General features: G+C 69.1%; 24 protein-coding genes. 7 read left to right on the plus strand and 17 right to left on the minus strand.

Annotated elements, in window-relative coordinates; all coding sequences use genetic code 11:
- Positions 1 to 255: 255 nt before the first annotated feature.
- Complete coding sequence (gene guaA, locus ACFWF2_RS01740) at positions 256 to 1830, minus strand: glutamine-hydrolyzing GMP synthase (protein WP_379303534.1); 1575 nt, start codon at positions 1828 to 1830, stop codon at positions 256 to 258.
- A gap of 110 nt (positions 1831 to 1940) precedes the next feature.
- Here guaA and ACFWF2_RS01745 point away from each other — a divergent pair, with 110 nt between their 5' ends.
- On the plus strand, positions 1941 to 2741 hold the full coding sequence (locus ACFWF2_RS01745; protein ID WP_379303536.1) for an alpha/beta fold hydrolase: 801 nt from the start codon (positions 1941 to 1943) through the stop codon (positions 2739 to 2741).
- On the opposite strand, the gene ACFWF2_RS01750 is transcribed toward ACFWF2_RS01745, so the two are convergent.
- Both ACFWF2_RS01750 and guaB read right to left on the minus strand, forming a co-directional pair.
- Entirely contained in the window at positions 2738 to 3892 is a 1155-nt protein-coding gene (locus ACFWF2_RS01750) for a GuaB3 family IMP dehydrogenase-related protein (RefSeq protein ID WP_379303538.1), read from the minus strand. The two genes, ACFWF2_RS01745 and ACFWF2_RS01750, sit on opposite strands and share 4 nt — an antisense overlap.
- 112 nt (positions 3893 to 4004) lie before the next feature.
- Positions 4005 to 5549 (minus strand): IMP dehydrogenase, encoded by a 1545-nt coding sequence (gene guaB, locus ACFWF2_RS01755; RefSeq protein WP_379303540.1) that lies wholly within the window; start codon positions 5547 to 5549, stop codon positions 4005 to 4007.
- 217 nt (positions 5550 to 5766) lie between these two features.
- Here guaB and ACFWF2_RS01760 point away from each other — a divergent pair, with 217 nt between their 5' ends.
- Entirely contained in the window at positions 5767 to 6180 is a 414-nt protein-coding gene (locus ACFWF2_RS01760) for a DUF5319 domain-containing protein (RefSeq protein ID WP_022567296.1), read from the plus strand.
- 125 nt (positions 6181 to 6305) lie between these two features.
- Here ACFWF2_RS01760 and ACFWF2_RS01765 read toward each other — a convergent pair whose 3' ends face one another.
- From ACFWF2_RS01765 to ACFWF2_RS01775, 3 genes are all read right to left on the minus strand, one after another.
- On the minus strand, positions 6306 to 7406 hold the full coding sequence (locus ACFWF2_RS01765) for an anti-sigma-D factor RsdA (RefSeq protein ID WP_379303542.1): 1101 nt from the start codon (positions 7404 to 7406) through the stop codon (positions 6306 to 6308).
- Positions 7399 to 7977, minus strand: coding sequence for a sigma-70 family RNA polymerase sigma factor (locus tag ACFWF2_RS01770; RefSeq protein WP_110037079.1), 579 nt, complete (start codon positions 7975 to 7977; stop codon positions 7399 to 7401). The genes ACFWF2_RS01765 and ACFWF2_RS01770 overlap by 8 nt, the downstream gene beginning before the upstream one ends.
- A 157-nt stretch (positions 7978 to 8134) precedes the next feature.
- The gene (locus tag ACFWF2_RS01775) at positions 8135 to 8968 is read right to left on the minus strand and encodes a hypothetical protein (RefSeq protein WP_379303544.1); all 834 of its coding nucleotides are present in this window, start codon (positions 8966 to 8968) and stop codon (positions 8135 to 8137) included.
- A gap of 624 nt (positions 8969 to 9592) precedes the next feature.
- Between ACFWF2_RS01775 and ACFWF2_RS01780 the strand changes: the two genes are divergently transcribed.
- The 3 genes from ACFWF2_RS01780 to ACFWF2_RS01790 all read left to right on the plus strand — a co-directional run bounded on the left by ACFWF2_RS01780 (position 9593) and on the right by ACFWF2_RS01790 (position 10882).
- Entirely contained in the window at positions 9593 to 9886 is a 294-nt protein-coding gene (locus ACFWF2_RS01780; protein WP_022567299.1) for a WhiB family transcriptional regulator, read from the plus strand.
- A 125-nt stretch (positions 9887 to 10011) separates the two neighbouring features.
- Positions 10012 to 10629 (plus strand): sigma-70 family RNA polymerase sigma factor, encoded by a 618-nt coding sequence (locus ACFWF2_RS01785; protein ID WP_379303546.1) that lies wholly within the window; start codon positions 10012 to 10014, stop codon positions 10627 to 10629.
- A gap of 1 nt (position 10630) precedes the next feature.
- Positions 10631 to 10882 (plus strand): hypothetical protein, encoded by a 252-nt coding sequence (locus ACFWF2_RS01790; RefSeq protein WP_379303548.1) that lies wholly within the window; start codon positions 10631 to 10633, stop codon positions 10880 to 10882.
- 57 nt (positions 10883 to 10939) lie between these two features.
- Here ACFWF2_RS01790 and groL read toward each other — a convergent pair whose 3' ends face one another.
- Both groL and groES read right to left on the minus strand, forming a co-directional pair.
- Entirely contained in the window at positions 10940 to 12550 is a 1611-nt protein-coding gene (groL, locus tag ACFWF2_RS01795) for a chaperonin GroEL (RefSeq protein WP_379303550.1), read from the minus strand.
- 84 nt (positions 12551 to 12634) lie between these two features.
- Complete coding sequence (groES, locus tag ACFWF2_RS01800; protein WP_019045169.1) at positions 12635 to 12934, minus strand: co-chaperone GroES; 300 nt, start codon at positions 12932 to 12934, stop codon at positions 12635 to 12637.
- Positions 12935 to 13296: 362 nt separating this feature from the next.
- On the opposite strand from groES, the gene ACFWF2_RS01805 reads away from it, so the two are divergent.
- The gene (locus tag ACFWF2_RS01805; protein WP_379303552.1) at positions 13297 to 14802 is read left to right on the plus strand and encodes an Hsp70 family protein; all 1506 of its coding nucleotides are present in this window, start codon (positions 13297 to 13299) and stop codon (positions 14800 to 14802) included.
- A 145-nt stretch (positions 14803 to 14947) separates the two neighbouring features.
- On the opposite strand, the gene tsaD is transcribed toward ACFWF2_RS01805, so the two are convergent.
- From tsaD to ACFWF2_RS01840, 7 genes are all read right to left on the minus strand, one after another.
- Positions 14948 to 15994, minus strand: a complete 1047-nt coding sequence (gene tsaD / locus ACFWF2_RS01810; RefSeq protein WP_379303554.1) for a tRNA (adenosine(37)-N6)-threonylcarbamoyltransferase complex transferase subunit TsaD — start codon at positions 15992 to 15994, stop codon at positions 14948 to 14950.
- Positions 15991 to 16485, minus strand: a complete 495-nt coding sequence (rimI, locus tag ACFWF2_RS01815; protein WP_378852364.1) for a ribosomal protein S18-alanine N-acetyltransferase — start codon at positions 16483 to 16485, stop codon at positions 15991 to 15993. The genes tsaD and rimI overlap by 4 nt, the downstream gene beginning before the upstream one ends.
- Before the next feature lie 23 nt (positions 16486 to 16508).
- Positions 16509 to 17201 (minus strand): tRNA (adenosine(37)-N6)-threonylcarbamoyltransferase complex dimerization subunit type 1 TsaB, encoded by a 693-nt coding sequence (gene tsaB / locus ACFWF2_RS01820; RefSeq protein ID WP_379303556.1) that lies wholly within the window; start codon positions 17199 to 17201, stop codon positions 16509 to 16511.
- A gap of 65 nt (positions 17202 to 17266) precedes the next feature.
- Positions 17267 to 17722 (minus strand): tRNA (adenosine(37)-N6)-threonylcarbamoyltransferase complex ATPase subunit type 1 TsaE, encoded by a 456-nt coding sequence (tsaE, locus tag ACFWF2_RS01825; protein ID WP_379303558.1) that lies wholly within the window; start codon positions 17720 to 17722, stop codon positions 17267 to 17269.
- A complete protein-coding gene (locus ACFWF2_RS01830; protein WP_379303560.1) occupies positions 17715 to 18791 on the minus strand; it encodes an alpha/beta fold hydrolase in 1077 nt (358 codons plus the stop codon). Before ACFWF2_RS01830 ends, tsaE begins: the two co-directional genes overlap by 8 nt.
- Entirely contained in the window at positions 18788 to 19993 is a 1206-nt protein-coding gene (alr, locus tag ACFWF2_RS01835) for an alanine racemase (protein WP_379303562.1), read from the minus strand. The genes ACFWF2_RS01830 and alr overlap by 4 nt, the downstream gene beginning before the upstream one ends.
- A 7-nt stretch (positions 19994 to 20000) precedes the next feature.
- Positions 20001 to 21440 carry an NAD(P)H-hydrate dehydratase gene (locus ACFWF2_RS01840; RefSeq protein WP_379303564.1) on the minus strand — a complete coding sequence of 480 codons (1440 nt, stop codon included), beginning with the start codon at positions 21438 to 21440 and terminating at the stop codon, positions 20001 to 20003.
- Positions 21441 to 21508: 68 nt separating this feature from the next.
- Between ACFWF2_RS01840 and ACFWF2_RS01845 the strand changes: the two genes are divergently transcribed.
- On the plus strand, positions 21509 to 21934 hold the full coding sequence (locus tag ACFWF2_RS01845) for a cupredoxin family copper-binding protein (RefSeq protein ID WP_379083276.1): 426 nt from the start codon (positions 21509 to 21511) through the stop codon (positions 21932 to 21934).
- Between the two features lie 66 nt (positions 21935 to 22000).
- On the opposite strand, the gene ACFWF2_RS01850 is transcribed toward ACFWF2_RS01845, so the two are convergent.
- Complete coding sequence (locus ACFWF2_RS01850; protein ID WP_379303566.1) at positions 22001 to 23581, minus strand: serine/threonine-protein kinase; 1581 nt, start codon at positions 23579 to 23581, stop codon at positions 22001 to 22003.
- Entirely contained in the window at positions 23578 to 25119 is a 1542-nt protein-coding gene (locus ACFWF2_RS01855) for a serine/threonine-protein kinase (protein ID WP_379303568.1), read from the minus strand. Before ACFWF2_RS01855 ends, ACFWF2_RS01850 begins: the two co-directional genes overlap by 4 nt.
- Positions 25120 to 25135 lie beyond the last annotated feature (16 nt).

The following is a 25135-nucleotide window of genomic DNA, read 5'->3' on the forward strand; positions in this document are numbered from 1 at the left end:
TGACGGGCCATTGTTGTCGGAGGACAACGGCAATGGACGAACGCACCGACCGCACGCAGGAAACTCGCCCCTCGAATGGACTACCGCTGGGCCGAATCCTGCTGGCGTACCGGCACAAACCACCAATCGCCACCACCACGTTTCCGGCCGCCTCGCCGCCGAGGGGCGAGACGTAACGCCGCAGGCGCGGTATCGCCCCTCGGCGGTCAGGTCACGAGGCTGAAAACCCGCGGCGCCAGCCGCCAGATATACAGCTCACTCCCATTCGATGGTGCCCGGCGGCTTGCTCGTCACATCGAGCACGACGCGGTTGACGTCCTTCACCTCGTTGGTGATCCGGGTGGAGATGCGCTCCAGCACGTCGTAGGGCAGGCGAGTCCAGTCCGCGGTCATCGCGTCCTCGCTCGACACCGGGCGCAGCACGATCGGGTGACCGTAGGTGCGGCCGTCGCCCTGCACGCCGACCGAACGCACGTCGGCGAGCAGCACGACCGGGCACTGCCAGATCTGCTTGTCCAGGCCTGCGGCGGTGAGCTCCTCGCGGGCGATGGCGTCGGCCTGGCGGAGCAGGTCGAGCCGGTCGGCGGTCACCTCGCCGACGATGCGGATGGCCAGGCCGGGGCCGGGGAAGGGCTGGCGGGCAACGATTTCCTCCGGCAGGCCCAGCTCGCGGCCGACCGCGCGGACCTCGTCCTTGAACAGCAGGCGCAGCGGCTCGACCAGGTCGAACTCGAGGTCGTCGGGCAGGCCGCCGACATTGTGGTGGCTCTTGATGTTGGCGGTGCCGGTGCCGCCGCCGGATTCGACGACGTCCGGGTACAGGGTGCCCTGCACCAGGAACTCGACCTTCGGGGCAGCGCCTGCGGCAGCGCCCTCCTCGAGCACGATGCCGGCGACCGCGTCCTCGAAGGAGCGGATGAACTCGCGGCCGATGATCTTGCGCTTCTCCTCCGGGTCGGAGACGCCCTTCAGCTCGCCGAGGAACTTGTCGACCGCGTCGACGGTCACCAGCTTGGCGCCGGTCGCGGCGACGAAGTCCTGCTGCACCTGCTCGCGCTCGCCGGCCCGCAGCAGGCCGTGGTCGACGAACACACAGGTGAGCCGGTCACCGATCGCGCGCTGCACCAGGGCGGCGGCGACGGCGGAGTCGACGCCACCGGACAGGCCGCAGATCGCGTGGCCGTCACCGATCTGCGCGCGCACGTCCTCGATCAGCGCGTCGGCGATATTGGCCGGGGTCCACGCCGCGGGGATACCCGCCAGCTCGTGCAGGAAGCGGCTCAGCACCTGCTGGCCGTGCGGGGAGTGCAGCACCTCGGGGTGGTACTGGACGCCGGCCAGGCGGCGCGCGCGATCCTCGAACGCGGCGACCGGAGCGCCCGCGGTGGTGCCGGTGACCTCGAAGCCCTCCGGGGCGTCGGTCACGGCGTCACCGTGGCTCATCCACACCGGCTGCACCGTCGGCAGGCCGCCGTGCAGCACACCGCCGTCGATATTGAGCTCGGTGCGGCCGTACTCGCGGGTGCCGGTGTGCGACACCGTGCCGCCGAGCGCCTGCGCCATCGCCTGGAAGCCGTAGCAGATGCCGAAAACCGGCACGTCCAGGTCGAACAGCCGCGCGTCGAGCTGCGGTGCGCCCTCGGCGTACACGCTGGACGGGCCGCCGGACAGGATCACCGCCAGGGGCTGCTTGTCGGCGATCTCCTCCACCGTCATGGTGTGTGGAATCACCTCGGAGAACACCCGCGCCTCACGCACCCGGCGGGCGATCAGCTGGGCGTACTGTGCGCCGAAGTCGACGACGAGGACCGGTCTCTGAGTTTCTGCCACCGCCCCAGTTTAGTGACGGTGTACGAAGCCCGAGCAACGGGCATCGGTCCGTGCCCACGCGTTGGGAGAACATTGCGCAATACCCGGTCGACCTGGCTATCCTCGTGCACGTGCCATTCGCCCGCGCGATCGATGCCGACATCTACTACGAGGACAGCGGTGGCACGGGGCCGGTGGTGTTGCTCGCCCACGAATTCTTCATGGACCGCACCATGTTCGCCTCCCAGCAGGCCGCTCTCGCTCCCGAATTCCGCATCGTGGCCTGGGACGCGCGCGGGCACGGCCGCACCAAGGATCAGCGGCTGCCCTTCACCTACTGGACCGCCGCGCGCGACGCGCTGACCGTCCTCGACCACATCGGCGCCGAACGCGCCATCGTCGGCGGCACCGCGCAAGGGGGCTTCACCGCATTGCGGACCGCGCTGGTCGCGCCGGAACGCGTCGCCGCGCTCATCCTCATCAGCACCGAGGCGCACGGGCCGACCAGAGAACAGTCCACCGCGACCCAGCGCTTCCTCGACGAATGGCACGACAAGGGCTCGCGGGAAGAAGCAGCGGGCCGCCTGGCCGACTGGCTGATCGGCGACGACGACTGGTACCGCGGCATCTGGACCAAGCGCTGGGTCGGCGACGCGCACAACGGCCTCGACGCCGCCGTCGGCTGCCTGCTCGGCCGCGACTCGGTGCTGGACCGGCTGCGCGAGATCACCTGCCCCGCGCTGATCATCCACGCCACCCACAGCGGCATCGCGGGCGATCGCGCCCGCACGCTGGCCGACGGGCTCACCGCCTCCACATTCCTGGAGATCGATGGCGCCCGTCTGGCCGTCACGATGACCCACCCGGAACCGGTCAACACGGCGATCGCGCGATTCCTGCGGGACCGGGTCTCACCGACCCACGTGCGCTAGCGGACGCTGAGCCCGACCTTCTGGAATTCCTTGAGGTCGGAGTAGCCGGCCTTGGCCATCGAGCGGCGCAGGCCGCCGACCAGGTTCAGCGAACCGAACGGGTCGTCGGAGGGGCCGTAGAGCACGCGCTCGAGGCTCGGGCGCGTGACGGTGCCGTCGGCGCCGTCCAGCCAGGACTCGTCGACCGGCAGGAACGAACCACGCGGCACCGAGGGGTGCGCGGTCGCCGAGGGCCAGTACCAGCCGCGGCCGGGCGCCTCGGCCGCCGCCGACAGCGGCACGCCGAGCATCACGGCGTCGGCGCCGCAGGCGATGGCCTTGGCCAGCTGGCCGGAGGTGGCCACATCGCCGTCGGCGATGACGTGCACGTAGCGGCCGCCGGTCTCGTCGAGGTAGTCGCGCCGCGCCGCGGCGGCGTCGGCGATCGCGGTCGCCATCGGGACGCCGATGCCGAGCACCTCGCCGGTGGTGGTGGCGCCGGGGTAGGAGCCGTAGCCGACGATGACGCCCGCGGCGCCGGTGCGCATCAGGTGCAGCGCGGTGCGGTGATCGCTCACGCCACCGGCGACGACCGGCACGTCCAGCTCGGCGATGAAGGTCTTCAGATTCAGCGGCTCACCGTCGCCGACATGCTCGGCGGAGATGATGGTGCCCTGCACGACCAGCAGGTCGACACCGGCCTGCACCAGGGCAGGGGTGAGGGCGCGGGCGTTCTGCGGGCCCACCCGGACCGCGGTGGTCACGCCGGCCGCGCGCACCTGCGCGACAGCGGCCGCGAGCAAGTCGGGCTGCATCGGCGCGGCGTGTAATTCCTGGAGCAGGGAGATCGCGCGTTCGTAACCCCCCTTGTCGACGAGATCGATCAGCTGATCGATCTTGTCCTGCACGTCGGCGTGCCGGGCCCACAGGCCCTCACCGTTGATCACACCGAGGCCGCCGAGGCGACCCAGCTCGATCGCGAACTCGGGCGAGACCAGCGCGTCTGTGGGGTGCGAGAGCACCGGGACCTCGAAGCGGTACGCGTCGAGCTGCCAGGCCAGCGAGACCTGCTTGGACGAGCGCGTCCGCCGCGAGGGGACGATGTCGACGTCGTCGAGCTCGTAGGTGCGACGGGCGACGCGGCCCATGCCGATTTCCACCATGTCACGCACAGTTGCTCCCTGTGTTCGGGCGCGCGTGTGCGCGCGTTGTCGCGGCCGGAGAACGACCGCATGGCTGTGCGCCGGGAGCGTACCTCCCGGCGCACAAACGCACCTATTGTACTCAGCCGCGCCCGGTGTAGTTCGGGGCCTCGACGGTCATGGTGATGTCGTGCGGGTGGCTCTCCTTGAGGCCCGCCGCGGTGATCTGCACGAACTGAGCGCCCTGCAGGTGCTCGATGTTCTGCGAACCGGTGTAGCCCATGGCCGCGCGCAGGCCGCCGACGAGCTGGTGGATCACCTGGTTGACCGGGCCGCGGAACGGGACCCGGCCCTCGATGCCCTCGGGGACCAGCTTGTCCTCGGCGAGCACGTCGTCCTGGAAGTAGCGGTCCTTGGAGTACGACTTGGCCTGGCCGCGGCCCTGCATGGCGCCGAGGGAGCCCATGCCGCGGTAGCTCTTGAACTGCTTGCCGTTCACCAGGATCAGGTCACCGGGGGCCTCGGCGGTGCCGGCGAGCAGCGAGCCGAGCATCACCGTGGACGCGCCGGCCGCGATGGCCTTGGCGACGTCACCGGAGTACTGCACGCCACCGTCGGCGATCACCGGAACACCGGCGGCCTTGCACGCGGCGACGGCCTCGAGGATCGCGGTGATCTGCGGCGCGCCGACACCGGCGACCACGCGGGTGGTGCAGATGGAGCCGGGACCGACACCCACCTTGACAGCGTCGACACCCGCCTCGACGAGCGCGGCCGCGCCTGCGCGGGTGGCGACATTGCCGCCGACGATCTGGATGCGATCGCCCACCTCGGCCTTGACCTTGGCGACCATCTGCAGCACCTGCGACTGGTGGCCGTGCGCGGTGTCGACGATCAGCACGTCGACCTGGGCGTCGGCCAGCGTCATCGCGCGCGACCAGGAGTCCTGGCCGACACCGATCGCGGCGCCGACCAGCAGGCGGCCGTCGCGGTCCTTGGTGGCGTTGGGGTACTGATCGGTCTTGACGAAGTCCTTGACCGTGATCAGGCCGCGCAGACGGCCGTTGCCGTCGACGATCGGCAGCTTCTCGATCTTGTGGCGGCGCAGCAGACCCAGCGCGGCCTCGGCGGTGACGCCCTCCTGGGCGGTGATCAGCGGCGCCTTGGTCATCACCTCGTCGACACGGCGCTCCTGATCGACCTCGAAGCGCATGTCACGGTTGGTGATGATGCCGACCAGCGCGCCGGTCTCGTCCACCACGGGCAGGCCCGAGATGCGGAACCGGGCACACATCGCGTCGACCTCGGCGAGGGTGTCGGTGGGACGACAGGTGACCGGGTCGGTCACCATGCCCGCCTCCGAGCGCTTGACCGTCTCCACCTGGGCGGCCTGATCGGCGGCCGACAGGTTGCGGTGCAGCACGCCCATGCCGCCCGCACGCGCCATGGCGATGGCCATGCGCGCCTCGGTGACGGTGTCCATGGCCGAACTCACCAGCGGGGTGCGCAGGGTGATCTCCCTGGTGAGCCTGCTGGAAGTCTCGACGGAACTGGGGATGAGATCCGAGGCGGCAGGCAGCAACAGCACGTCGTCGAACGTGAGGCCGAGCATGGCGATCTTGGTCGGATCGTCGCCACCCGTAGGAGGGCGCACCGCGATTCGTTCGCCCGACACGGGATTACTCATTCGGATCGACCCCTCCTGGTCGTCGGTAGCAACGTACGCCGAAAGCTGCGATGCGACGGTGCTGAGCGGAAAAGATTGATGGTCGGTGAGAACAAGCTCGCCGACGCCTGCATTCCATGGTATCCGGCGGGCGAACACGCCTGTGAAGTGAGCCCCGCGGCAAACTTGCCCGGTGCATCGCTGGCGCAGACCACCAAGTACTGCGTACCGTGGGGATGTGCGTGACCATCTACCACCTGGCCTGCCGCCGGATCCCTTTGCCGGAGACCCCTCCGACCCGTCTGCCGCGCTCGATGCCATCGAGCCCGGCGAGCCGCTGGATCCTCATGAGCGCCTCGCGGTCGAGGAAGATCTCGCCGACCTCGCGGTGTACGAAGCCCTGCTTGCCCATCGCGGCATCCGCGGGCTCGTCGTCAGCTGCGAGGATTGTCGGCAAGATCACTACCACGACTGGGACATGCTGCGGGCGAACCTGCTCCAGCTACTCGTCGACGGCACCGTCCGTCCGCACGAGCCCGCCTACGACCCGACGCCCGAGGCGTACGTCACCTGGGACTACTGCCGCGGCTACGCGGACGCATCGATGAACGAGGCGTTCCACGGCGACGGCTTCGACGGCTTCGACAACTGAGCTGTCCGCCAGGCCCGCTCCCCCGCACCGGTCACGCATGCGCGGGGACGATGGCGCCCGGCTCCGAACACAACGACGAAGGCCCCGAACCTCAGGTTCGGGGCCTTCGTCGTGGCTGGGAACGATCAGAGTGACGGCACCGCGGGCGGTGCGGGCAGGATCGACAGGGCCGGCGGGGTTTGCAGCGTCGGCGGAACCGTCGGCTGCGACTGATGCGATGTCGGGACCACCGTCGGCACGGTAACCGGCGGTTGTTCGACGATGGTGGTCTGCGGCGTTGTCGGCTCGACCGTCGCCGGGGGCGGCGTGCTCGGCACGGTGGTCACGGGCGGCAACGTCGGCTCGACGGTCTCCGGCGGGACCACCGGCTTGGTCTCCGGACCGGGCGACTGCAGGATCACCGGCGGTTCGGTGGTACCCGAACCGGGACCGGTCGGCGCCAGCGGAGCCGTGGTGGCCGGATTGCTCGTGGCCGGAGCCTGCGAGGGTGAACTCGGCTTGGTCGAACCGGGCGACGCCGGTGTCGACGGCGGCAGCTGCGCGGCGATCTCGGGGGCCCGCTTGGCCAGCTCGTCCCGCAGCAGGTTCCAGCGGGCGACCAGATCTTCCCGCTTGCCCTGGTCGTTGACCTGGGTCGCGGTGGCCGAAGCCTGTTCCAGCATGACCCGCGCCTGCTCCGGGTTGCCCGCGTCGAGCATGTTCTGCGCGGCGACCAGATCATCGTCGACCCGTGCAACGACGGTCGACTGGGCCTGCTCGCTGAACACGACCTCCTTGACCCGCCACAGCGGATCGCCGGGGGCGGCGCTGTAGGAGAACGCCGTGATACCGCCGAAGACCACGGCCAGTGCCGCAGCCGCTCCGAGAATGGGGCGTACCAGCCGTAGACGTCCGCGCGAGGAAGCTCCGACCCGAACCTGCCGCGCGCCGATCTCCTGATTGACCGCCGCGAACACGGTGTCCAGATCAGGGCCCGCGGGCATCGGCTCGGCCAGGAGATCGGCCCGCCAATCCGCGAGTAACGACGCCAGCTGGAATTCCTCGGGGCTGTCGGTACGCACCGGGCCGTCGCTCGCGATCGCGTCGATCAGCGCATCGTCGCTGCGCACCGCCGCAATGTCGACCGGACCGGAATCACCGGCATCCTCGGCGGCGTAGGGACCGCTGTCGTGCGACCCACGCCAAACCTTCCGGTCGCCTCGACCGCGCTCGCCATCCCTAGCCATACATTTCACCTGCCCTCGCCACTTGTGACTTCAGTTTCGCGAGTGCCCTGTGCTGGGCCACCCGTATCGCCCCCGCCGTGCTGCCCACGGCGACTGCGGTCTCTTCTGCTGACAGACCCATGACCAAGCGCAGGATCAGGATTTCCCGATGTTTCTCGGGGAGCGTTGCCAGCAGAGTGTTCATCTGCCTGCTCGTCTCCGAGTCGAGAGCTCGCTGCTCCGGTCCCTGGTCGGTGGATATGACATCTGGTACTTCGGCCATCGCCTCCGCCTTGTTACGGGCGGCATTGCGATGGGCGTCGGCGACCTTGTGCGAAGCGATCCCGTATACGAAGGCCATGAAGGGCCGACCCTGATCCTGATAGCGGGGCAGGGCGGTCATCACAGCCAAACAGACCTCTTGCGCAACGTCGTCCGCGGAGAGCTGCCCGCGCTCCGCGGCTCCGATCCGAGCTCGGCAGTAGCGGACTACCAACGGCCGGATCAGTTCCAGTACCTGAGCTAAAGCAGTCCTGTCGCCCTGCGCAGCCGCAGCGACGGCGAGGTCCAACTCTTCGCCCATATGCGTCATCGTCAGAGATTTTCCTGGCGTTACGAGTGGCGCGGTCTGATGTGACCGAGCTTCCACCGAAGCGGCGGAACGGAACTAACAATAGCGACCCGTTGATCACCCGCGAGCGGGCCTGGTCGCTTCTATGAGACCTCTCAGGAAGATCAACAGAACCGGGTTACGAAACAGGCAGCGTGAAATCCCCGCCCCACGTGCGGATTCGGGCCGCGTGATCTGCGGCTTCGTCCGCGGCGGCCCTGGCTTCTGCCTGCTCACACACCCCGGCGCGCAGCATCGCGGTCGCCCATCGCAGGGGCAGCAAGGCGTGCTCGCGGCAGTCCACATCGACCGCGCGAGCCAGTTCCGCGGAGCGGTTCGTTTCGCCAGCGGCGGCGGTGGCCGCGGCGACGAGCAGAGCGGACTTCACCCGGTGCCGCACCGACGGCAGCGCGGCGGCGAGCTCGACCGCGATCTCGGCGTCGCGCAAGGCGGGCGCGGCCTCGCCGCCGGCGAGCGCGGTCTCCGCGCGCACCCAGTGCCACCGCACCGCGCAGCGGGGTGGGGCTTCGGCCAGCAGCGGTTCCACCCGGCCGAGCAGTCTGCGAGCCAGGGCGAGTCTGCCGGTGCCGAGCGCGTCGGCGGCCAGACCGGTGAAGGCGTCGGCCAGTGCCTCGGCGCGATCCGGTCCGGTGGCGCCGAGCGCGAGGTTCGCCGCGCGGCCGTCGAATGCCGCGGCGGCGGCGTGGCCACCGAGCTGACGCAGCAGCGATCCGCGGGTGCTTTCGACGCGGGATCGCAGCGCCGGATCGATCCGGGTTCCGGCGAGTATCCGCAGGTCGGATCGGGCGGCGGCGTATCGGCCCTGACCACCGAGCGCGACGGCCCGGTACCACCGTCGCGCGGGGTCGGCCGGTTCCGGCAACTCCGCAGCGGCCCGTCCGGGAGTGGGCCCGAAAGCCGTCGAAGCGAGTATTTCGGAACCGATATCCGCGGGTGAAGCCGTTCTCTGCACGACGAGACTGTAGCCGCCACCGCGCACCCGCGGTTCTCGTGATATGTCCCAACCGCGCCCGGACAGCTACCACTCAGCTTTTGCCCCGGTGGCCGATGTTGCCATCAGGTAAATCTCCGCCCGCCGCCGCCTCTACCGCAATGTTTCGAATTCACATGCGTTTCGCGCAATTAACCTCGGCGCCCTGTTTCCGCCATCTCCGCCGAGGCCGCGCACGAGGGTCGTTGTGATCCGTACCACCCGGACGAGGCGGAGGCCACCTGGCAGAACCCGCCCCTGACCGGCGCGACCTGGGAAAATGCCGACCGGCGTGGACACCGCGCGGCGACCGATCCATAGCCAACCGAACAGTATGAACGGAACGAGTGTGAAATGTAAACAGTGCGCAGGTTAAATTTCAGCGTTGCAGATTTGCGGAACCAATGCGCGGAACTATTGACGGAATTTCCCGCCTGCACCTAACGTAGCTCATCGCCGGGGTCGGCGCCGCGCGAAATTGCAGCGACCATCCAACGGCACCGTCAGGCACCGTCGAGCCGGCCACCTCCCCGGAGGTGGCGCGAAGACCTGCCGCACCAACTTCGCTCGACAACGCTGACGAGCTCGCACCACAAGGAGTTCACCATGCCCATGCCCACCCACCTCCCCGGTCCGAACGCCGACGTCTGGGATTGGCAGATGCGTGGCTCGTGCCGCGGACAGGACTCCGCCGTCTTCTTCCATCCGGACGGCGAGCGCGGCCGCGCCCGCACCGCGCGCGAGATGCGCGCCAAGGAGATCTGCCGGGCCTGCCCGGTGCTGATGCAGTGCCGCACCCACGCGCTCAAGGTCAGTGAGCCCTATGGCATTTGGGGCGGAATGTCGGAGACCGAACGCGAGATGCACGCGCGCCGCAACCGGCGCCGCATGGCCGTCTAGGCACCTCGGCAAATCCGACCCCATCCGCCCGGCGTGGCGTGCCGAATCTCTAGCAAATAGCTGGCACGCGATCAAAGCACCCCCGGGCGAAGGGAGGTCATAGCCGCGGGCTAGATTCGTGACCGATGACACAGAATGGGTTCCGAAGCGAAGCCTTCCCACCGAGCGTGGATTCTGCAGTTACCGCACGCGCGGCCGAAGGAGTCGAGCTAGCTGCACTGTTGGAACGATGCGGCCTGTCCGACCAGCATGCCTTTGCCGAACTGTACGACCGGACGTCTGCGCGCGTCTTCGGCCTGATCCTGCGGGTCCTGCACGACCCGGGATACGCGGAGGAGACCACGCAAGAGGTCTATCTCCAGATCTGGCGCACCGCAACGAGTTTCGACCCCACCAAGGGGTCGGCGGTGACCTGGCTGATGACGTTGGCGCACCGGCGGGCGGTCGACCGGGTTCGTGCCGAGCAAGCCCACACCCAGCGCGAAGTCGCCTACGGGATAAGGGTTCTCGGCAACGAATTCGACGAGGTCACCGAGGAGGTGGAACGCAGACTCGAACAACAGGCCGTCCAGCGCGGGCTCTCGACACTGACCGAGACCCAACGCGAGGCGATCTCGCTCGCCTACTACGGCGGGCGGACCTACGCTGAGGTAGCTCAGCATCTCGGCATAGGACTACCGACCGTTAAGTCCCGGATTCGGGACGGATTGACACGACTGAAGAAAAGTTTGGGGGTGACGTGAGATGAACGAAGCCCAGATCGATCTCGCGCACACCGTCGCGCTCGGATTGATCGACGACGAAGACCATCACACGATCCACACCATCATCGATACCGAAAATCCCACGCTCTGTACCGAGTTCTCGCGAGAGCTCCGCGGCACCCGCGAAGCTCTCGCCGTTCTCGGGTCAAGCACACCCGCCCCACCGCCCCCGTCCCTGCGCACGCGCCTGCTGGCGGCGATTCTCGCCGAAGAACCTCCGGTAGCGAGCTAGCAGACAACAAAAGGCCCCCGAACCGCTTGCGGTCCAGGGGCCTTCGTCAGTTGTGCGTCAGTGCGCGTGACCGTGATGCCCGTGGTTGTCGGCCTCTTCGGCCGGCTTCTCCACGATGGCGCTCTCGGTGGTCAGGATCATCCGCGCGACCGAGGCGGCGTTCACCACGGCGGAGCGGGTCACCTTGACCGGGTCGACGACACCGTCGGTGAGCAGGTCACCGTAGGTAAGGGTGGCGGCGTTGAAGCCTTCCTTGCCGTCGGCGACCTTGCTGACCACGACAGCGCCGTCGATACCGGCGTTGGTGGCGATCCAGAACAGCGGCGCCTCGAGGCCCTTGCGAACCACCTCGACGCCGACGGCCTGATCACCGGTCAGCGAGTCGCGCAGCTCGACCAGCGCGGTCGCGGCCTGCACCAGCGCGGTGCCGCCGCCGGGGACGATGCCCTCCTCGACCGCGGCCTTGGCCGCCGCGACCGCGTCGTCGACGCGGTACTTGCGCTCCTTGAGCGCGGTCTCGGTGGCCGCGCCGACGCGGATCACCGCGACGCCACCGGCCAGCTTGGCGAGGCGCTCCTCGAGCTTCTCGCGGTCCCAGTCGGAGTCGGTCGCCTCGATCTCGCGACGCAGCTGCGCGCTGCGGGCGGCGATGTCGTCCGCGGTGCCCGCACCGTCGATGAGCACGGTCTCGTCCTTGGTGACGACGACGCGCCGCGCCTGACCGAGCTGCTCGATCGTGGCCTCGCGCAGGGTGACACCGAGATCGGGGTTGATCACGGTGCCGCCGGTGACGACGGCCAGGTCGTCGAGGAACGCCTTGCGGCGGTCACCGAAGAACGGCGCCTTGACCGCGACGGCCTTGATCGTCTTGCGGATGGAGTTGACCACCAGCGTCGACAGCGCCTCGCCCTCGATGTCCTCGGCGATGATCAGCACGGCCTTGCCGGACTCGGCGATCTTCTCGAGCAGCGGCAGCAGGTCGGGCAGCGAGCTGATCTTGTCGCGGTGCAGCAGGACGTAGGTGTCCTCCAGCACGGCCTGCTGGGTCTCGGGGTCGGTCACGAAGTAGGGCGAGAGGTAGCCCTTGTCGAACTGCACGCCCTCGGTGATGACGAGTTCGGTCTGCGTGGTCGAGGACTCCTCGACGGTGACGACGCCGTCCTTGCCGACGGTGGTCAGCGCCTTGCCGACCATCTCGCCGATCTCCTCGTCCCGCGAGGAGACGGTGGCGACCTGGGCGATGGCCTTCTCGCCGGAGACCGGGGTCGACGCGGCGAGCAGCACCTCCGACACCTTGTCGGCGGCCAGCGCGATGCCCTGGCCGAGGGAGATCGGGTTGGCGCCGGCGGCGACGTTCTTCAGGCCGGCGCGCACGAAGGCCTGGGCCAGCACGGTCGCGGTGGTCGTACCGTCGCCCGCGACGTCGTTGGTCTTGGTGGCGACGCTCTTGACGAGCTGGGCGCCGAGGTTCTCGAAGGGATCTTCGAGGTCGATGTCACGCGCGATGGTGACACCGTCGTTGGTCACGGTCGGGCCACCGAAGGCCTTCGCCAGCACGACGTGGCGGCCACGGGGACCGAGGGTCACCTTGACGGCGTCGGCGAGCTTGTCGACACCGCGTTCCAGAGCCCGGCGAGCCTTCTCGTCGAACTCGATCTGCTTTGCCATAGAGGATTCAGCTCCTGTGTGAGAACGCAATCCGCCCCGGGTCGGTTTGACGACGCCGGGGCGGAACGCGAATGCGGCGTTGGCCTACTTGGTGACGACGGCCAGGATGTCGCGCGCCGACAGGATGAGGTACTCCCCACCCTGGTACTTGATCTCGGTGCCGCCGTACTTGCTGTAGATGACGACGTCGCCTTCCTTGACGTCGACGGGGATGCGGTCACCCTTCTCGGTGATCCGGCCCTCGCCGACGGCGATGACGGTGCCCTCCTGCGGCTTCTCCTTGGCCGTGTCCGGGATGACCAGGCCGGAGGCCGTCGTCGTCTCGGCCTCGTTGGCCTGGACGAGGATCTTGTCCTCGAGCGGCTTGATGTTCACGCTCGCCACGTTGAGCCCTCCACTTTCAGGGGAAATTCGGTCGTCCGGAACTGTTGTCCCGGACCGGGTTTCGGTCTACATGCGACCCTGCGCGTCAGCCCCGTCGTCGCGGGTGCCGGGACCCGAAGCCCAGTAGTCGACTGGCACAAGTACAGCTACACAGTGCCGACTAGCACTCTATACGTGAGAGTGCCAGCGCTCAAGGCCGGGTTGTGCCAATGTCGCGTTTTCGACACGCCCACACTCGCCAGTGATCTTCACATCGCCTGTCAAGATCTGTAACGTTCGCATAACAGGCTGTGAAAGGATATGTATAGCGTTCCATCGAGATGGTCGGCGTCACAGAACCATCCGCTCGAAGGGAGGTGAACATGCGAACATCCCTCGGCATCTCTGCCGGTAACGAGGTGGTGTGCTCAGCACTGGTCGCCACCGGACCGTCCGGTGAGCAAAGCTTCGACTACCGGGTCGTTTCCGCCGACGCGGCGCACTCCGACCTCGGTGATCTCGTGTCGTCCTCGATCGAGCTGATGACCACCCAGCTGCCCGTCTCCCAGAGCGCGGGCATGGTCGGCGAACCACTCGGTCGTTACGCGGGCGCGCATCGCAGGGCCGAGTCGGCCCGTACGCGGCCACCGACCAGCGTCGCCGTCGCGTACCGGAACAAGGAGCAGGCCCAGGCAATTCGCGCGGCGACCACGCGGCATCGTGATCTTCGATTAGTGCCGGAGGGCACCGCGGCGATGATCTACTTACGCGATACCGGCCTGCTCGATCGCTACGCCACCGTCGCGGTGGTCGACCTCGGCGCGACCGGACTCACCGTCACCGTCGTCGACTACGCCGACGGCACGATCCTGCACACCGAGCGCACGCCGACGCTGAGCGGCAACGCCATCGACGAGTTGATCTACCACCATCTCGTCGACCTGCACTACGCCCGCCGCGGCACCAGGCCCAATCGCAGCACCCTGACCAATCGGGGCAGGGCGGCCAAGGAGCACCTGTCGATCGCGCCGGCGGTCACCATCGATCACGTGGCCGGTCAGCCGCTCAAGCTCACCCGCTCCGATTTCGAGGAGCTGATCGGCGGGCTGCTGCGCAATATCGCGCTGTTCTCCGCGTCGGTGTTCAGCCGGGCGCCGAAGTATCCCGAGGCGGTGGCGGTGATCGGCGGCTGCGCCAACATCCCCGCCGTCGTCGACACGCTGCACGCGCGATTAGATGTGCCGGTACTCACCGTGGCCGATCCGGAGGCCGTGATCGCCAAGGGCGCGGCACTGGTCGCCGATGCCGCCGCGCCGTCGGCACTGTTACCCGCCGCACTCGGTGACGCGCCGAGCGGCACGTTCACCAAGGTGGTCGGGACGCTGGCGGGCGCGGTCGTCGTCGTCGGCCTGGTGATCGGCTACGGCGTGCAGGCCATCACGCCCGACGCCCCCGATGTCACCCCGGCGGGCACCAGCAGCTCCGTGCGACAGCCATTACCCGTTGCACCGCAATTACCGCCGATACCGCAGAACCGCGAGAGCGGCGACCGCACCGGTGTCACCACCGCGCCGCCCACCACCGAAACCCCGGCGCCGAGCCCGATCGCGCCCACCACGCCAGCGCCGCCCAGCTCGGCCCCGGCGCCCAGCCCCTCCGGGCCAAGCTCGACGGCCCCGACGCTGCGTCCCGACCCGAATCTGCCGCAGATCCCGTATCCGGAATCGCCACTCGGCCCGATGAACAGTGGATCCTCCGGCAACCAGCAACAGCGTCCGTCGACGCCGAACACCTCCCCCACCCAGGCACCCGCCCACGGTGTCCTGCCCGTGCCCGTGCCGCCCGCCGCGAGCACGCCGAGCGAAGCACCGCTCCAGCTGATCGACTAGCTGCCGGACAGCACGCTCGCCGCGCCGGATACATCGAGCAAGTAGGCCGCCGCGCCATCCGCATCAGATAGCAGGCGCAGGCACATCGGCCGCGCATACAGACCGCCGCCTCAGGCCGCGGCCGCCTGCGTAGCGGCTGGAACGATCAGCCGCGCAGGGCACTCACCGACACCGGCAGACCCGGATCGGTGGCGACGGTCAGCTCGGCGGGTTGCGCACCCGCCGCGATCACATGGGCGCCCAGCGCCGCGATCATCACCCCGTTGTCGGTGCACAGCCGCGGCTTGGGCACCCGCAGTGTCAATCCCGCCGCCGTGCAACGCTCTTCGGCGAGCGAGCGGATGCGGGAGTTCGCGGTGGCGCCGCCGCCGAGCACGATCGTGTCCACCCCGACGTCCTGCGCGGCGCGCACGGCCTTCATGGTGAGCACGTCGGCGACCGCTTCCTGGAAGGACGCGGCGATATCCGGGATCGGCAGCCGCTCGGGCGTGATGCCCTGGCGCTGTGCCGCTTCGACGTAGCGGGCGACCGCGGTCTTGAGGCCGGAGAAGGAGAAGTCGTAGCGGGCATCACGCGGCCCGGTCATGCCGCGCGGGAACGCGATGGCGCGCGGATCGCCACCGGCGGCGGCCGCGTCCAGGTATGGTCCGCCCGGGTAGCCGAGGCCGAGCAGCCGGGCGACCTTGTCGAACGCCTCGCCCGCGGCGTCGTCGACGGTGCTGCCGAGCTCGGTGATCGGCTCGCCCAGATCGGTGACCTGGAGCAGGTGGGTGTGCCCGCCCGAGACCAGCAGCGCCACCGCGGGCGGCAGCGGGCCGTGCTCGAGCGTGTCGACCGCGACGTGCCCGCCGAGGTGGTTGAGCGCGTAGAACGGCACATCCCAGGCCGCCGCGTACGCCTTGGCCGCGGCGACACCGACCAGCAGCGCACCGGCGAGGCCGGGGCCGATGGTGACGGCGAGCGCGTCGGGCTTGCTGATCCCGGCAGCGGCCAGTGCCCGGCGCATGGCGGGCACGATCGCCTCGAGATGCGCGCGCGAGGCGATCTCGGGGACAACGCCGCCGAAGCGGGCGTGCTGGTCGACGCTGGAGGCCACCTCGTCGGCGAGCAGGTCGAGCGATCCGTCCGGGTTGCGCCGGACGATGCCGACTCCGGTTTCGTCGCACGAGCTTTCGATGCCCATGACGATCACGACAGCACCTCGTCCTGCCTGCCGCGCGCGGCCCATTCGTCGGCCGCGGCGGTGAGTTCGGGCCGCCGCATGGTGTACGCGTCGGCGCCGCTGGGGTGGTAGTAGTTCTTGCGCAGCCCGATGATGTGGAAACCGTGCTTGGCGTAGAGCGCGATGGCCGGCGCGTTGTCGGTGCGCACCTCGAGGAACACCGGGCCCCCACGTTCGGCCGCCGTGGCCAGCAGTGCCTCCAGCAGCAGCGTGCCGATGCCGCCGCGATGGCAGTCCGGGTCGACGCCGATGGTGTGCACCTCGGCCTCGGGATGGGCGGCGTCACCGAGCAGCGCGATGCCGGCGTAACCGACCATGACGCCGTTCGCGTCGCGAGCGGTGATGTAGCGGTTGTGCGCGCCTGCCAGCTCGGAGCGGAACGACACCGCCTGCCACGGGTCGTCCTCGGGAAACAGCAGATGCTCGAGCTCGACGCAGCGGTCGATATCGGCAGGGGTCATCGGTTCGATCCGGTACACGGCACTCACGCCCCGGTCCGGTCGAGGGTGCGGAAGCTGTTCTCCACGGCGTCGGGCCTGCGTAGATACAGCGGAACCAGCGCCTCCGGCGCGGTTCCGGCCAGCAGCTCGAGCGCGGCGACCGACACCAGCCCCGCGGGCGAGGGCGACTCGCTGGGCAGCACCGGGAGATCGAAGTAGTCGACGTGCGCGGCCGAGCCCGCGACCGCGACGGCGTCGCCGAGCGGCACCTCGGTGGGCTTGCACACCTCGGGACCGGCGACCCGCGCCCCGTTCAGGTAGCGGGCCCAGTACACCTCGCGCCTGCGCGCGTCGGTCACCACCAGCAGTTCCCCCGTCTCGCGCTGCTCGCCCGCGGCTTCGGCGGCGATGGCGTCGAGACTGCACACGCCGTGCACCGGCAGTCCGAGCGCGTCGCCGAAGGCGGCGGCGGTGGCCATCCCGACCCGCAGCCCGGTGAACGGGCCGGGCCCGACACCGACGACGAGCGCGTCGAGCTCGTCACGACGCACCCCGGCTTCGGCGAGGCATTCCAGGATCTGCGGGGTGAGCACTTCGGCGTGGGCGCGCGCGTCGACCTTCACTCGGGCAGCGAGCGTCGCCACGGCGGGCCGGGAGTCCGCGTCGGCGGCAGGTGACAGATGCACCAATCCCGCTGTAACGGCGGGTGTCGCGGTGTCGACTGCTAGTACGAGCATGATTGTCTCAACAATACCGGGTGGTATCGGCGCCCGGCGCGCAGCTGTGCTCGCCGGTGGGCGGGCTAATCGATCCACTCCCAGATCGCCGTGCGCACATCGGATTCCGGTTCCCGGGCGAGTTGCACCCGCAGATGCCGCTCCGAGAGGTGTTCGACGACACCTTTACCCCACTCGACCACCACCACCGCGTGATGCAGGTCGGTGTCGAGGTCGAGCGCGTCGAGCTCGTCCAGGTCGCCGGCGAGCCGATACGCGTCGACGTGCACCAGCGCCACCCCGGGCGTGCCGTCCGGGCGCTGCCCGGCCTTGTGCGCCCGCGCGATGATGAACGTCGGCGAGCTGACCCGGCCCAATACTCCGAGACCGGCCGCGATTCCCCTGGTCAGGGCAGTTTTCCCGGCGCCGAGCGGACCGTCGAGAACCACCAGGTCGCCCGCGCGCAGTGTCGCGGCCAGTTCCCGGCCGAACGCCTCGGTGTCCTCGACCGTGGTCAGGACGCGCTGCTGTGGGTCAGCCACCGACGGCCTCCCCGCCACGTGCGTCGCCGAAGCCCGCGCTTGCCAGCAGCCGGTCGAGTGCGTCCAGCGTCACATCGGGGAACTGCAGGTGTGGCATGTGCGCGGCCTCGTTCAGCCGCACCAGCTCGCTGCTGGGGAGCGCTTCGGCAAGCACGTGTGAGTTGCGGAATGGGATCACCATGTCGTGCGCGCCGGACAGCACGAGCACCGGTATGTCGGCCAGCACCGGCAGCGCGGCCGACTCGTCGTGCAGCTCAATCGCTTTCAGGAACTTCTCGATGGTGCCGACCGGGGTGCGGTCGATCATCATGGTGGTGAACCGCGACAGCGTCGGGCTCACCTGGCCGTGGAACGAGCTGACGTGCAGGATCGGCGCGACCAGCTGCTTGCTCGCGGTCCGGCTCACCTGGACCAGCGCGGGCGCGGTCCGCACCGCCATCCGGAATCCGTCGATCGCGGGATGGCGCAGCAGCTGCGGCAACCCGGTCGCGGTCACCTCGGCGGCCGCGGTACTGAACAGCCCGACCGCGATCACCCGCGACGCGACCAGTTCGGGGAACTGCGCCGACGCGGCGAGCACGGCCATCCCGCCGAGCGAATGCCCGACCAGCACCACCGGCCCGGCGGGCGCGCACTCGCGCACCACGGCGGCGACATCGTGGCCGAGCTGTGCCACGGTGCAGCTCTGGGTGCTCGGTGTGCCGGAGCGGCCGTGACCGCGCTGGTCGAAGAAGACCATCCGGACCCGGTCGCCCCACTGCCGGGCCAGATCACGGCGCTGGAAGTGGAACGACTCCATGCTGTTGCAGAAGCCGTGCACGAACACGATCGTCAGCTCGGCGGAGTCGTCGCCGTAGGTGCGGGTGGCCAGCGGCACACCGTCGTCGGCGATCACGACACCCGGTTCGTCCTCATCGATCAGGGCGAAGTTCTCGTCGCGGTACTCGTCACGTTCGGCGGGCCACAGCACGCGCGCGCCGATCCGGCGCAGGGTGTGCGCTACGGCGAGCGCGCCGAGCAGGCCCGCGGTCGCCAGCCCGCCGCGCAGGATCACGGTTCCGCGGCTCATCGGCCGGTCCCCACATACCGGCGGACGGCTCTGCCGCGCGGTGAGCACACGATCTCGTAGTCGATCGTGTCGAGCAGCCTGGCCCAGTCGAGCGCGTGCGGGTGGCCCGCGCCGCCGCCGAACAGCACCGCCCGATCGCCCGCCCGCACGCCGCCCGCGTTGTCGCCGAGGTCGACCATGAACTGGTCCATGCACACCCGTCCGACATTACGGTGCCGGGAACCGCCGAGCCACACCTCGAAACGTCCACTCAGCGAGCGGAATACACCGTCGGCGTACCCGGCGGGCACCAGCGCCACCGTCGTATCGCGCGGCGCGGTCCAGCGATGCCCGTACGACACGCCCTCCCCCGCGGCCACCCGCTTCACCAGCGTGACCTCGGCTTGCAGCGTCATCGCCGGGCGCAGGCCGAAGTCGCCGAGTTCCGGGATCGGGGACAGTCCGTAGACGGCGATGCCGGGGCGAACGAGGTCGAAATGCAGGTCGGGCCTGGTCAGCGTCGCCGCGGAGTTCGCCAGATGCACCTGCTCGGGTTCGAGCCCCTGCTCCTTGGCCTGGGCGATCGCCTCGAGGAAGCGCTCCCGCTGGCGGTCGAGCATGGGATGCTCCGGCTCGTCGGCGTGCGCGAGATGGGAGAAGATCGCGCGGAACCGGACGACCTGCTCGTCGACAAGGGCGCGCAGAGCCTTCAGGACCTGCGGATACTCGGCGACCGACACCCCGTTGCGATTGAGCCCGGTGTCGACCTTGAGCGAGACCGTCGCGGTGCGGCCGGTCGCCCTGGCAGCCTGCTCGACGACCCGCAACTGCGTGAGCGAGGACACCCCGATCTCGATATCGCCGGCGATCGCGGCAGCGTAATCGGCATCGATGGTGTTCAGCCAGCACAGGATCGGCGCGGTGATCCCCGCGGCACGCAACGCCAGCGCCTCGGCGACGGTGGTAACCCCCAACTCGGCGGCCCCCGCCCCCAGCGCCGTCCGCGCCACCTCGACTGCGCCGTGGTTGTAACCGTCAGCCTTGACCACCACCATCACCGCGGCGCCCTGCGCGAACTCACGCAGCACACGCACGTTGTGGGCAATGGCATCCAGGTCGATGACAGTTTCCACTTGCGCATTCACAGCCCCGATCCTGCCAGGACCCGCGGGATTCGCAGCACCGGGGGCGGCACCCGTCCTGGGAATCCTCACCTGGGACATCTCCTGCTCAGGCGTCGGCGAGTTCTCGCAATACCCGAATCGCCGGCCGTATGTGATGCAGCAGCGGCGAGGCCGAGATCGGCGCGGCAGCCGGCTGCTCGTCATACGCGGCGAGGTTGGCCGCGAGCGCATGCACGCGCGCGGCCGCGGCGGCCGACCAGCCCGGCGACCGACCTGCCGCGAGCAACGCGCCGAGAATCCCGGACAGGACATCCCCTGACCCCGCGGTCGCCGCCCACGACCCACCCGCATCATTGACCAGCGTCGTCTCCCCTGGCGAGGCGATGATCGTCGCTCGCCCCTTGAGCAACACGGTCACCTGCCACTCGTCGGCGAGTGCACGAACCGCACCCACCCGATCCGGCCCGAGCTCCGCACCGGTCAGCCGGGCGAACTCACCGGCGTGCGGTGTCAGCACGGTCGGCGCGGTACGACCGCGAACCAGCGCGGGTTCGGCGGCGAGCAGCGTGAGCCCGTCGGCGTCGACGAGCACCGGCAGATCGGTGGCCAGCACCTGCGCGAGCCGGTCCATGGCGGCGATGTCCGTGCCGGCGCCGGGACCGAATGCCCACGCCTGCACCCGACCGGCCCCCGAGACCGTATGGCTGGCGATCACCTCGGGGAATCTCTCCAGCACCGCGGTGTCGTCCCCGACATAGCGCACCAGCCCCGACGTCGCCGCCACCGCCGCACCGGTACTCAGCACCCCGGCACCCGGATACGTCGCACTACCAGCACACACCCCGACCACGCCCTGGCTGTATTTATCATCCGTCGCCAGCGGAACCGGCCAGCCGGCCCCGATCTCCGCCGGATCGAGCTGAGCGAGCCCCGGTTCCGGCAGGCGTAAACCGATCGGCACCAGCACAATTCGCCCGCAATGCGACGCCGCGAGCGCATGCACCGGCTTGTACGCCCCGAACGCCACCGTCACCGCCGCACGCACCGCGGGCCCGTCGATCGCCCCGGTATCCGGATCCACCCCACTGGGCAGGTCGGCGGCGATGATCGGAACGTCCAGTGCCGCAACCAGCTCCGCGGCAGCGGGCCGCAACGGACCACGACCGGAGATCCCGACGATCCCGTCGACCACCAGATCCACCGCACCGAGCCGATCCACCACCCGCCCACCGGCCGCCCGCAGCGCCGCGAGCCCTTCCCGATGCGCGCGTTCCGGATTCAGCAGCACCGCGGTCACCGCCACCCCCCGCCGCGCCAGCATCGATCCCGCCCACAGCGCGTCCCCACCGTTGTCACCGGACCCGACCAGCAACCCCACCGCCCGGCCGACCACACCGCCGGTCCCCGAACGCAATTCGTCGGCGACCACCATCGCCAGCCCATACGCGGCCCGCCGCATCGGCATCCCCGCAGGCACACGCGTGAACAGCTCCGCCTCGGCCGCCCGTACCTCGTCGGCGGTGAAGTAGCCGCGCCGATCCGACATCGTCGCCTCCCGGTCCCGGCGCGGGCCACGGCCGGTCCGCGATCGTTCGCAGACTACGCTCCACACCCATGTCGATGGTTCGTCACCGCGCCGCATCCGCCCGGGTTGTCGCCGGATTCGCCGTGGCCGCCACCCTGCTGTCCGCCGGTTGTTCCGGCGACGGCGGGAACGCCGCCTCCACCACCACCCGCAAGCCGCGCCCGGTCACCACCACGACCACGCAGACCGAGCACAAGCCGACCGACCTGACGATCGACGTCAGCGGCATGAAGTACTCCCCCGCCGACGTCACCATCAAGGTCGGCGAGACCGTCACCTGGAAGTTCTCCGACAAGGCCCCGCACAACGTCCAGGGCATCGGCGACAAGGCGATGGGCATCAACAGCCCCATCATCGACAAGGGCGAATGGTCCTACACCTTCACCCAGCCCGGCACCTACCGCTACCTGTGCAGCCTGCACCCGGACATGCGCGGCTCCATCACGGTGGAGTAGCTGACGCCGACTCGGGTTGAACGGTTCGGGGCGAAGTAGTCACGGTGGATTCCCGGGTTGCGCCGCTCACGAACCGCCGAGAGGCGCGTTTCTCCACAGTTCGTCGCGTACCGTCGCCCCGGTCTTTCCGGGAATGAACTGGTAGAAGGTAATGACGAACCTTGCCCGCTCCGGATCGCCCGGAAATCCGGTATGCAGTCCACCGCCCTGCTGAAAAGTCGAATAGACGATGGTCAGCGGTGTTGCCGAGTTCGGGTGGGGCTCAGACCAGCTCGTGCTGAAACTCGGTTTCTCCGCGAGAGCACGCAGGAAGACCTGCGCGCGCTCCGGAGTATCGAAGTCCATCACGATGAAATGATTTTCATTGGCATCGTCTTCACAATCGATGCCGTTGGCGAAAAAAATGTCCGCCCGTAGCGAAACCTCTGACGGTGTGCCGGGAGTTCTGGCGAGGCAGCGGACACCGCGCCATCCCGTGCCATGTTCGCCCTTTGACACCAACTGCGGGAACAAGTCGGCCACCGCCTGATTCCGGCTTCCCCAGGGGTCGGTACCCATGTTCGCGATCAGGTCGGGCCCGTATTTGATCCCCGCACCGGCGAACGCGCCGACCACAGCGATCACCGCCGCGATCGTGATCAAAGCCCGTCTGCCCCGGCGCCTCGGCGGTCTGCCGGGTGCAGGATGCGCCGGAAGACCGGGTGCGGGGCCGATCATCGGCGCCCACGCGCCCTGCGCCGGGGGCGCCATGGCGTGCTGGGCGGCCATCGTGGCGGCGAATCGCCGCGGGTCCGGTTGCGTGGCCAGTGCCGCCCGCGCCGCCGCGACGAACTCACCGCAGCTGCCGTACCGCTGCTCCGGTGTCTTGGCCATGCCACGAGCAATGACATCGGCGAGCGCCGGGGGCAGGTCGGCGCGCACGACACTAACCCGCGGCGGCGCCTTGGTGAGGTGTGCCGCGATCACCTGCCCTGCGTTCATGTAGTCGAACGGGGCAGCACCGGTCAGCAGCGTGAACAGGGTGCAGGCGAGCGAGTACTGATCCGCCCGATGATCAACGCTGTTGCCGGACAACTGCTCCGGTGAGGCGAAGGCGACCGTCGCGGCGAACGAGCCCGCCACGGTGAGCCCGGCATCCGGGGCCGCCAGCCGCGCGATGCCGAAGTCGGTGAGCACGGCCCGCTCCTCCCTGCCGGTGTCCGACACGGCCAGCAAGATGTTCGCGGGTTTCACGTCGCGATGCAGGATCCCGCGGGAGTGGGCGTAGTCCAGTGCGTCGGCCACCTGTCCGAGTACGTTCAGCACCCGCGCCGGGTCCGCGGACGGCGCGGCGAGCTGACCGGCGTGACCACCCCGCACGTACTGCATGGAGATCCACAGGTGCCCGTCGCTCGTGCCGGTGTCGTAGACATCGACGATGTTCGGGTGTTCGAGCTGCGCAATGACCCGCGCCTCCTGCTCGAACCGCAGCCGCGATTCCTGATCGGCAGACGCGGTCGGGACGAGCAGCTTGAGCGCAACCTGCATCGGCAGCCGTGGATGCCGGACCAGGTAGACCGTGCCCATGCCGCCCTGGCCGAGCACACCGTCGACGGTATATCCCGCGAAGGACGAACCGGTGGCGAGTTGGACCATCTCGGAACTCATCCCTTTCCGAGCGGGGCCTGCGGCCACCATTGTTGATAGGTCTCCTGGGCGCTGTGATTGGCCCATCCCAGCTCGAACACGAGGTTCGCCCGCTGCTGGTCGCCGGGAAAGCGGGTGTAGACCGTGCGGTCGGCGGCCATGCCCGTCCACGGCCGCATACTGACCGTCATCGGCGTCGACACAGCGGGGTGCGTGGTGACCTGATCACCCGACCGTTCCCGGACGAAACTGAACACGGCCGCTGTCGCTTCGGCTTCGCTGCTGTATCGCCGGACCTGGAATTCGATCCCAGCGTCCTTGTCGGAGCAGCGGATACCGTGCACGCGCCCCTCCGAATACGACGAGGAATAGCAGTCGGTACCGAGCCAGCCCGAGCCCGCCCGCGACGAAGGGAGCAGCTCCGGGAACGCCTCGGCGATGCTCTGATACTCGTCACCCCAGCCGCTCATTGCCTGAATGAGCGTGTCGCGCTGCGCATACCCGAGCACGATCGCGGCCACCAGAGCCACGCCCACGCCCGCGAAAATCCTCCGGGTCCAGGAGAATCGGCGCGGTCCGGGCGCGACAGGTGCCGGGACGAAACCGTTGTGCGGCGGAGGCTGTGGTTGCGGATATGGCTGCGAAAGTGCCTGCGGTTGCGGATAACTCGGCTCCGGCGCCTGGTTGAAGACAGTGGGCGCCGACCGTGGATAGGCGACCGCGACGCCCTGCAGCGCCTGGGCCGCGACGGCGGCGAACTCACCACAGCTACCGAATCGGTCCTCGCGGTTCTTGGCCATCGCCCGCGCGAAGACGTCGTCGAGGGCTGGTGACAGATCTGACCGGAACCCGCTCAGCCGCGGCACCGGCTGACTCAGATGACCGGCGACAACCTGCCCGGGATTACTGTTCGCGTAGGGTGTTTCACCCGCGAGCAGGGTGAACAGCGTGCAAGCGAGCGAGTACTGATCAGCGCGGTGGTCCACCACTTCGGCCGCCAGCTGCTCCGGCGAAGCGTAAGCCAAGGTCGCGGTGAAGGTTCCGGTCGCGGTGAGCTGGGTGGTGGAGTCGAGCAGCCGGGCGATCCCGAAATCGGTCAGTACCGCGCGTTCCGGTCGCCCTGCCTCCGGCTGTGCCAGCAGGATATTGGCGGGTTTCACATCGCGGTGCAGCACACCGTGCGCATGCGCGTGGTCGAGCGCGGCAGCGGTCTGGCCGATGATCTGCACCGCCCGATCGGCGGAGAGCGCGCGCCGATCCAGCTTGGCCAGATCGCTGCCCTGGATGTATTGCATCGCGATCCATAGATGACCATCAGTGGTTCCGCGGTCGTAGACACCGACGATTCCCGGATGATCCAGGCGGGCGACCACATCGCCCTCCTGCTCGAAACGCCGCCGGATCTCGGCGTCGGCCGACACCTCACGGTTGAGAAGTTTCAGCGCCACCCGACGTGGCAACCGCGGGTGTCGCGCCAAATACACCGTGCCCATTCCGCCTTGGCCGAGCACACTTTCGATGGTGTACCCCGCGAAGGACGCGACGTTTCCAACCCCCACCCCGACCGTCCCTCCC

The sequence above is a fragment of the Nocardia sp. NPDC060259 genome, from assembly GCF_042728775.1.
Classification (GTDB): domain Bacteria; phylum Actinomycetota; class Actinomycetes; order Mycobacteriales; family Mycobacteriaceae; genus Nocardia.

Coding starts and splice junctions, on each gene's coding strand:
- rimI (WP_378852364.1), bottom strand. CDS start 16,485: ATGACCCCTGCCGATATCGACCGCTGCGTCGAGCTCGAGCATCTGCTG.
- ACFWF2_RS01790 (WP_379303548.1), top strand. CDS start 10,631: ATGAACGAAGCCCAGATCGATCTCGCGCACACCGTCGCGCTCGGATTG.
- ACFWF2_RS01785 (WP_379303546.1), top strand. CDS start 10,012: ATGACACAGAATGGGTTCCGAAGCGAAGCCTTCCCACCGAGCGTGGAT.
- ACFWF2_RS01840 (WP_379303564.1), bottom strand. CDS start 21,440: ATGTCGGATCGGCGCGGCTACTTCACCGCCGACGAGGTACGGGCGGCC.
- ACFWF2_RS01805 (WP_379303552.1), top strand. CDS start 13,297: ATGCGAACATCCCTCGGCATCTCTGCCGGTAACGAGGTGGTGTGCTCA.
- ACFWF2_RS01830 (WP_379303560.1), bottom strand. CDS start 18,791: ATGAGCCGCGGAACCGTGATCCTGCGCGGCGGGCTGGCGACCGCGGGC.
- ACFWF2_RS01780 (WP_022567299.1), top strand. CDS start 9,593: ATGCCCATGCCCACCCACCTCCCCGGTCCGAACGCCGACGTCTGGGAT.
- groL (WP_379303550.1), bottom strand. CDS start 12,550: ATGGCAAAGCAGATCGAGTTCGACGAGAAGGCTCGCCGGGCTCTGGAA.
- ACFWF2_RS01850 (WP_379303566.1), bottom strand. CDS start 23,581: ATGAGTTCCGAGATGGTCCAACTCGCCACCGGTTCGTCCTTCGCGGGA.
- ACFWF2_RS01770 (WP_110037079.1), bottom strand. CDS start 7,977: ATGACGCATATGGGCGAAGAGTTGGACCTCGCCGTCGCTGCGGCTGCG.
- tsaB (WP_379303556.1), bottom strand. CDS start 17,201: ATGCTCGTACTAGCAGTCGACACCGCGACACCCGCCGTTACAGCGGGA.
- alr (WP_379303562.1), bottom strand. CDS start 19,993: ATGTCCCAGGTGAGGATTCCCAGGACGGGTGCCGCCCCCGGTGCTGCG.
- guaB (WP_379303540.1), bottom strand. CDS start 5,549: ATGAGTAATCCCGTGTCGGGCGAACGAATCGCGGTGCGCCCTCCTACG.
- ACFWF2_RS01765 (WP_379303542.1), bottom strand. CDS start 7,406: ATGGCTAGGGATGGCGAGCGCGGTCGAGGCGACCGGAAGGTTTGGCGT.
- ACFWF2_RS01845 (WP_379083276.1), top strand. CDS start 21,509: ATGTCGATGGTTCGTCACCGCGCCGCATCCGCCCGGGTTGTCGCCGGA.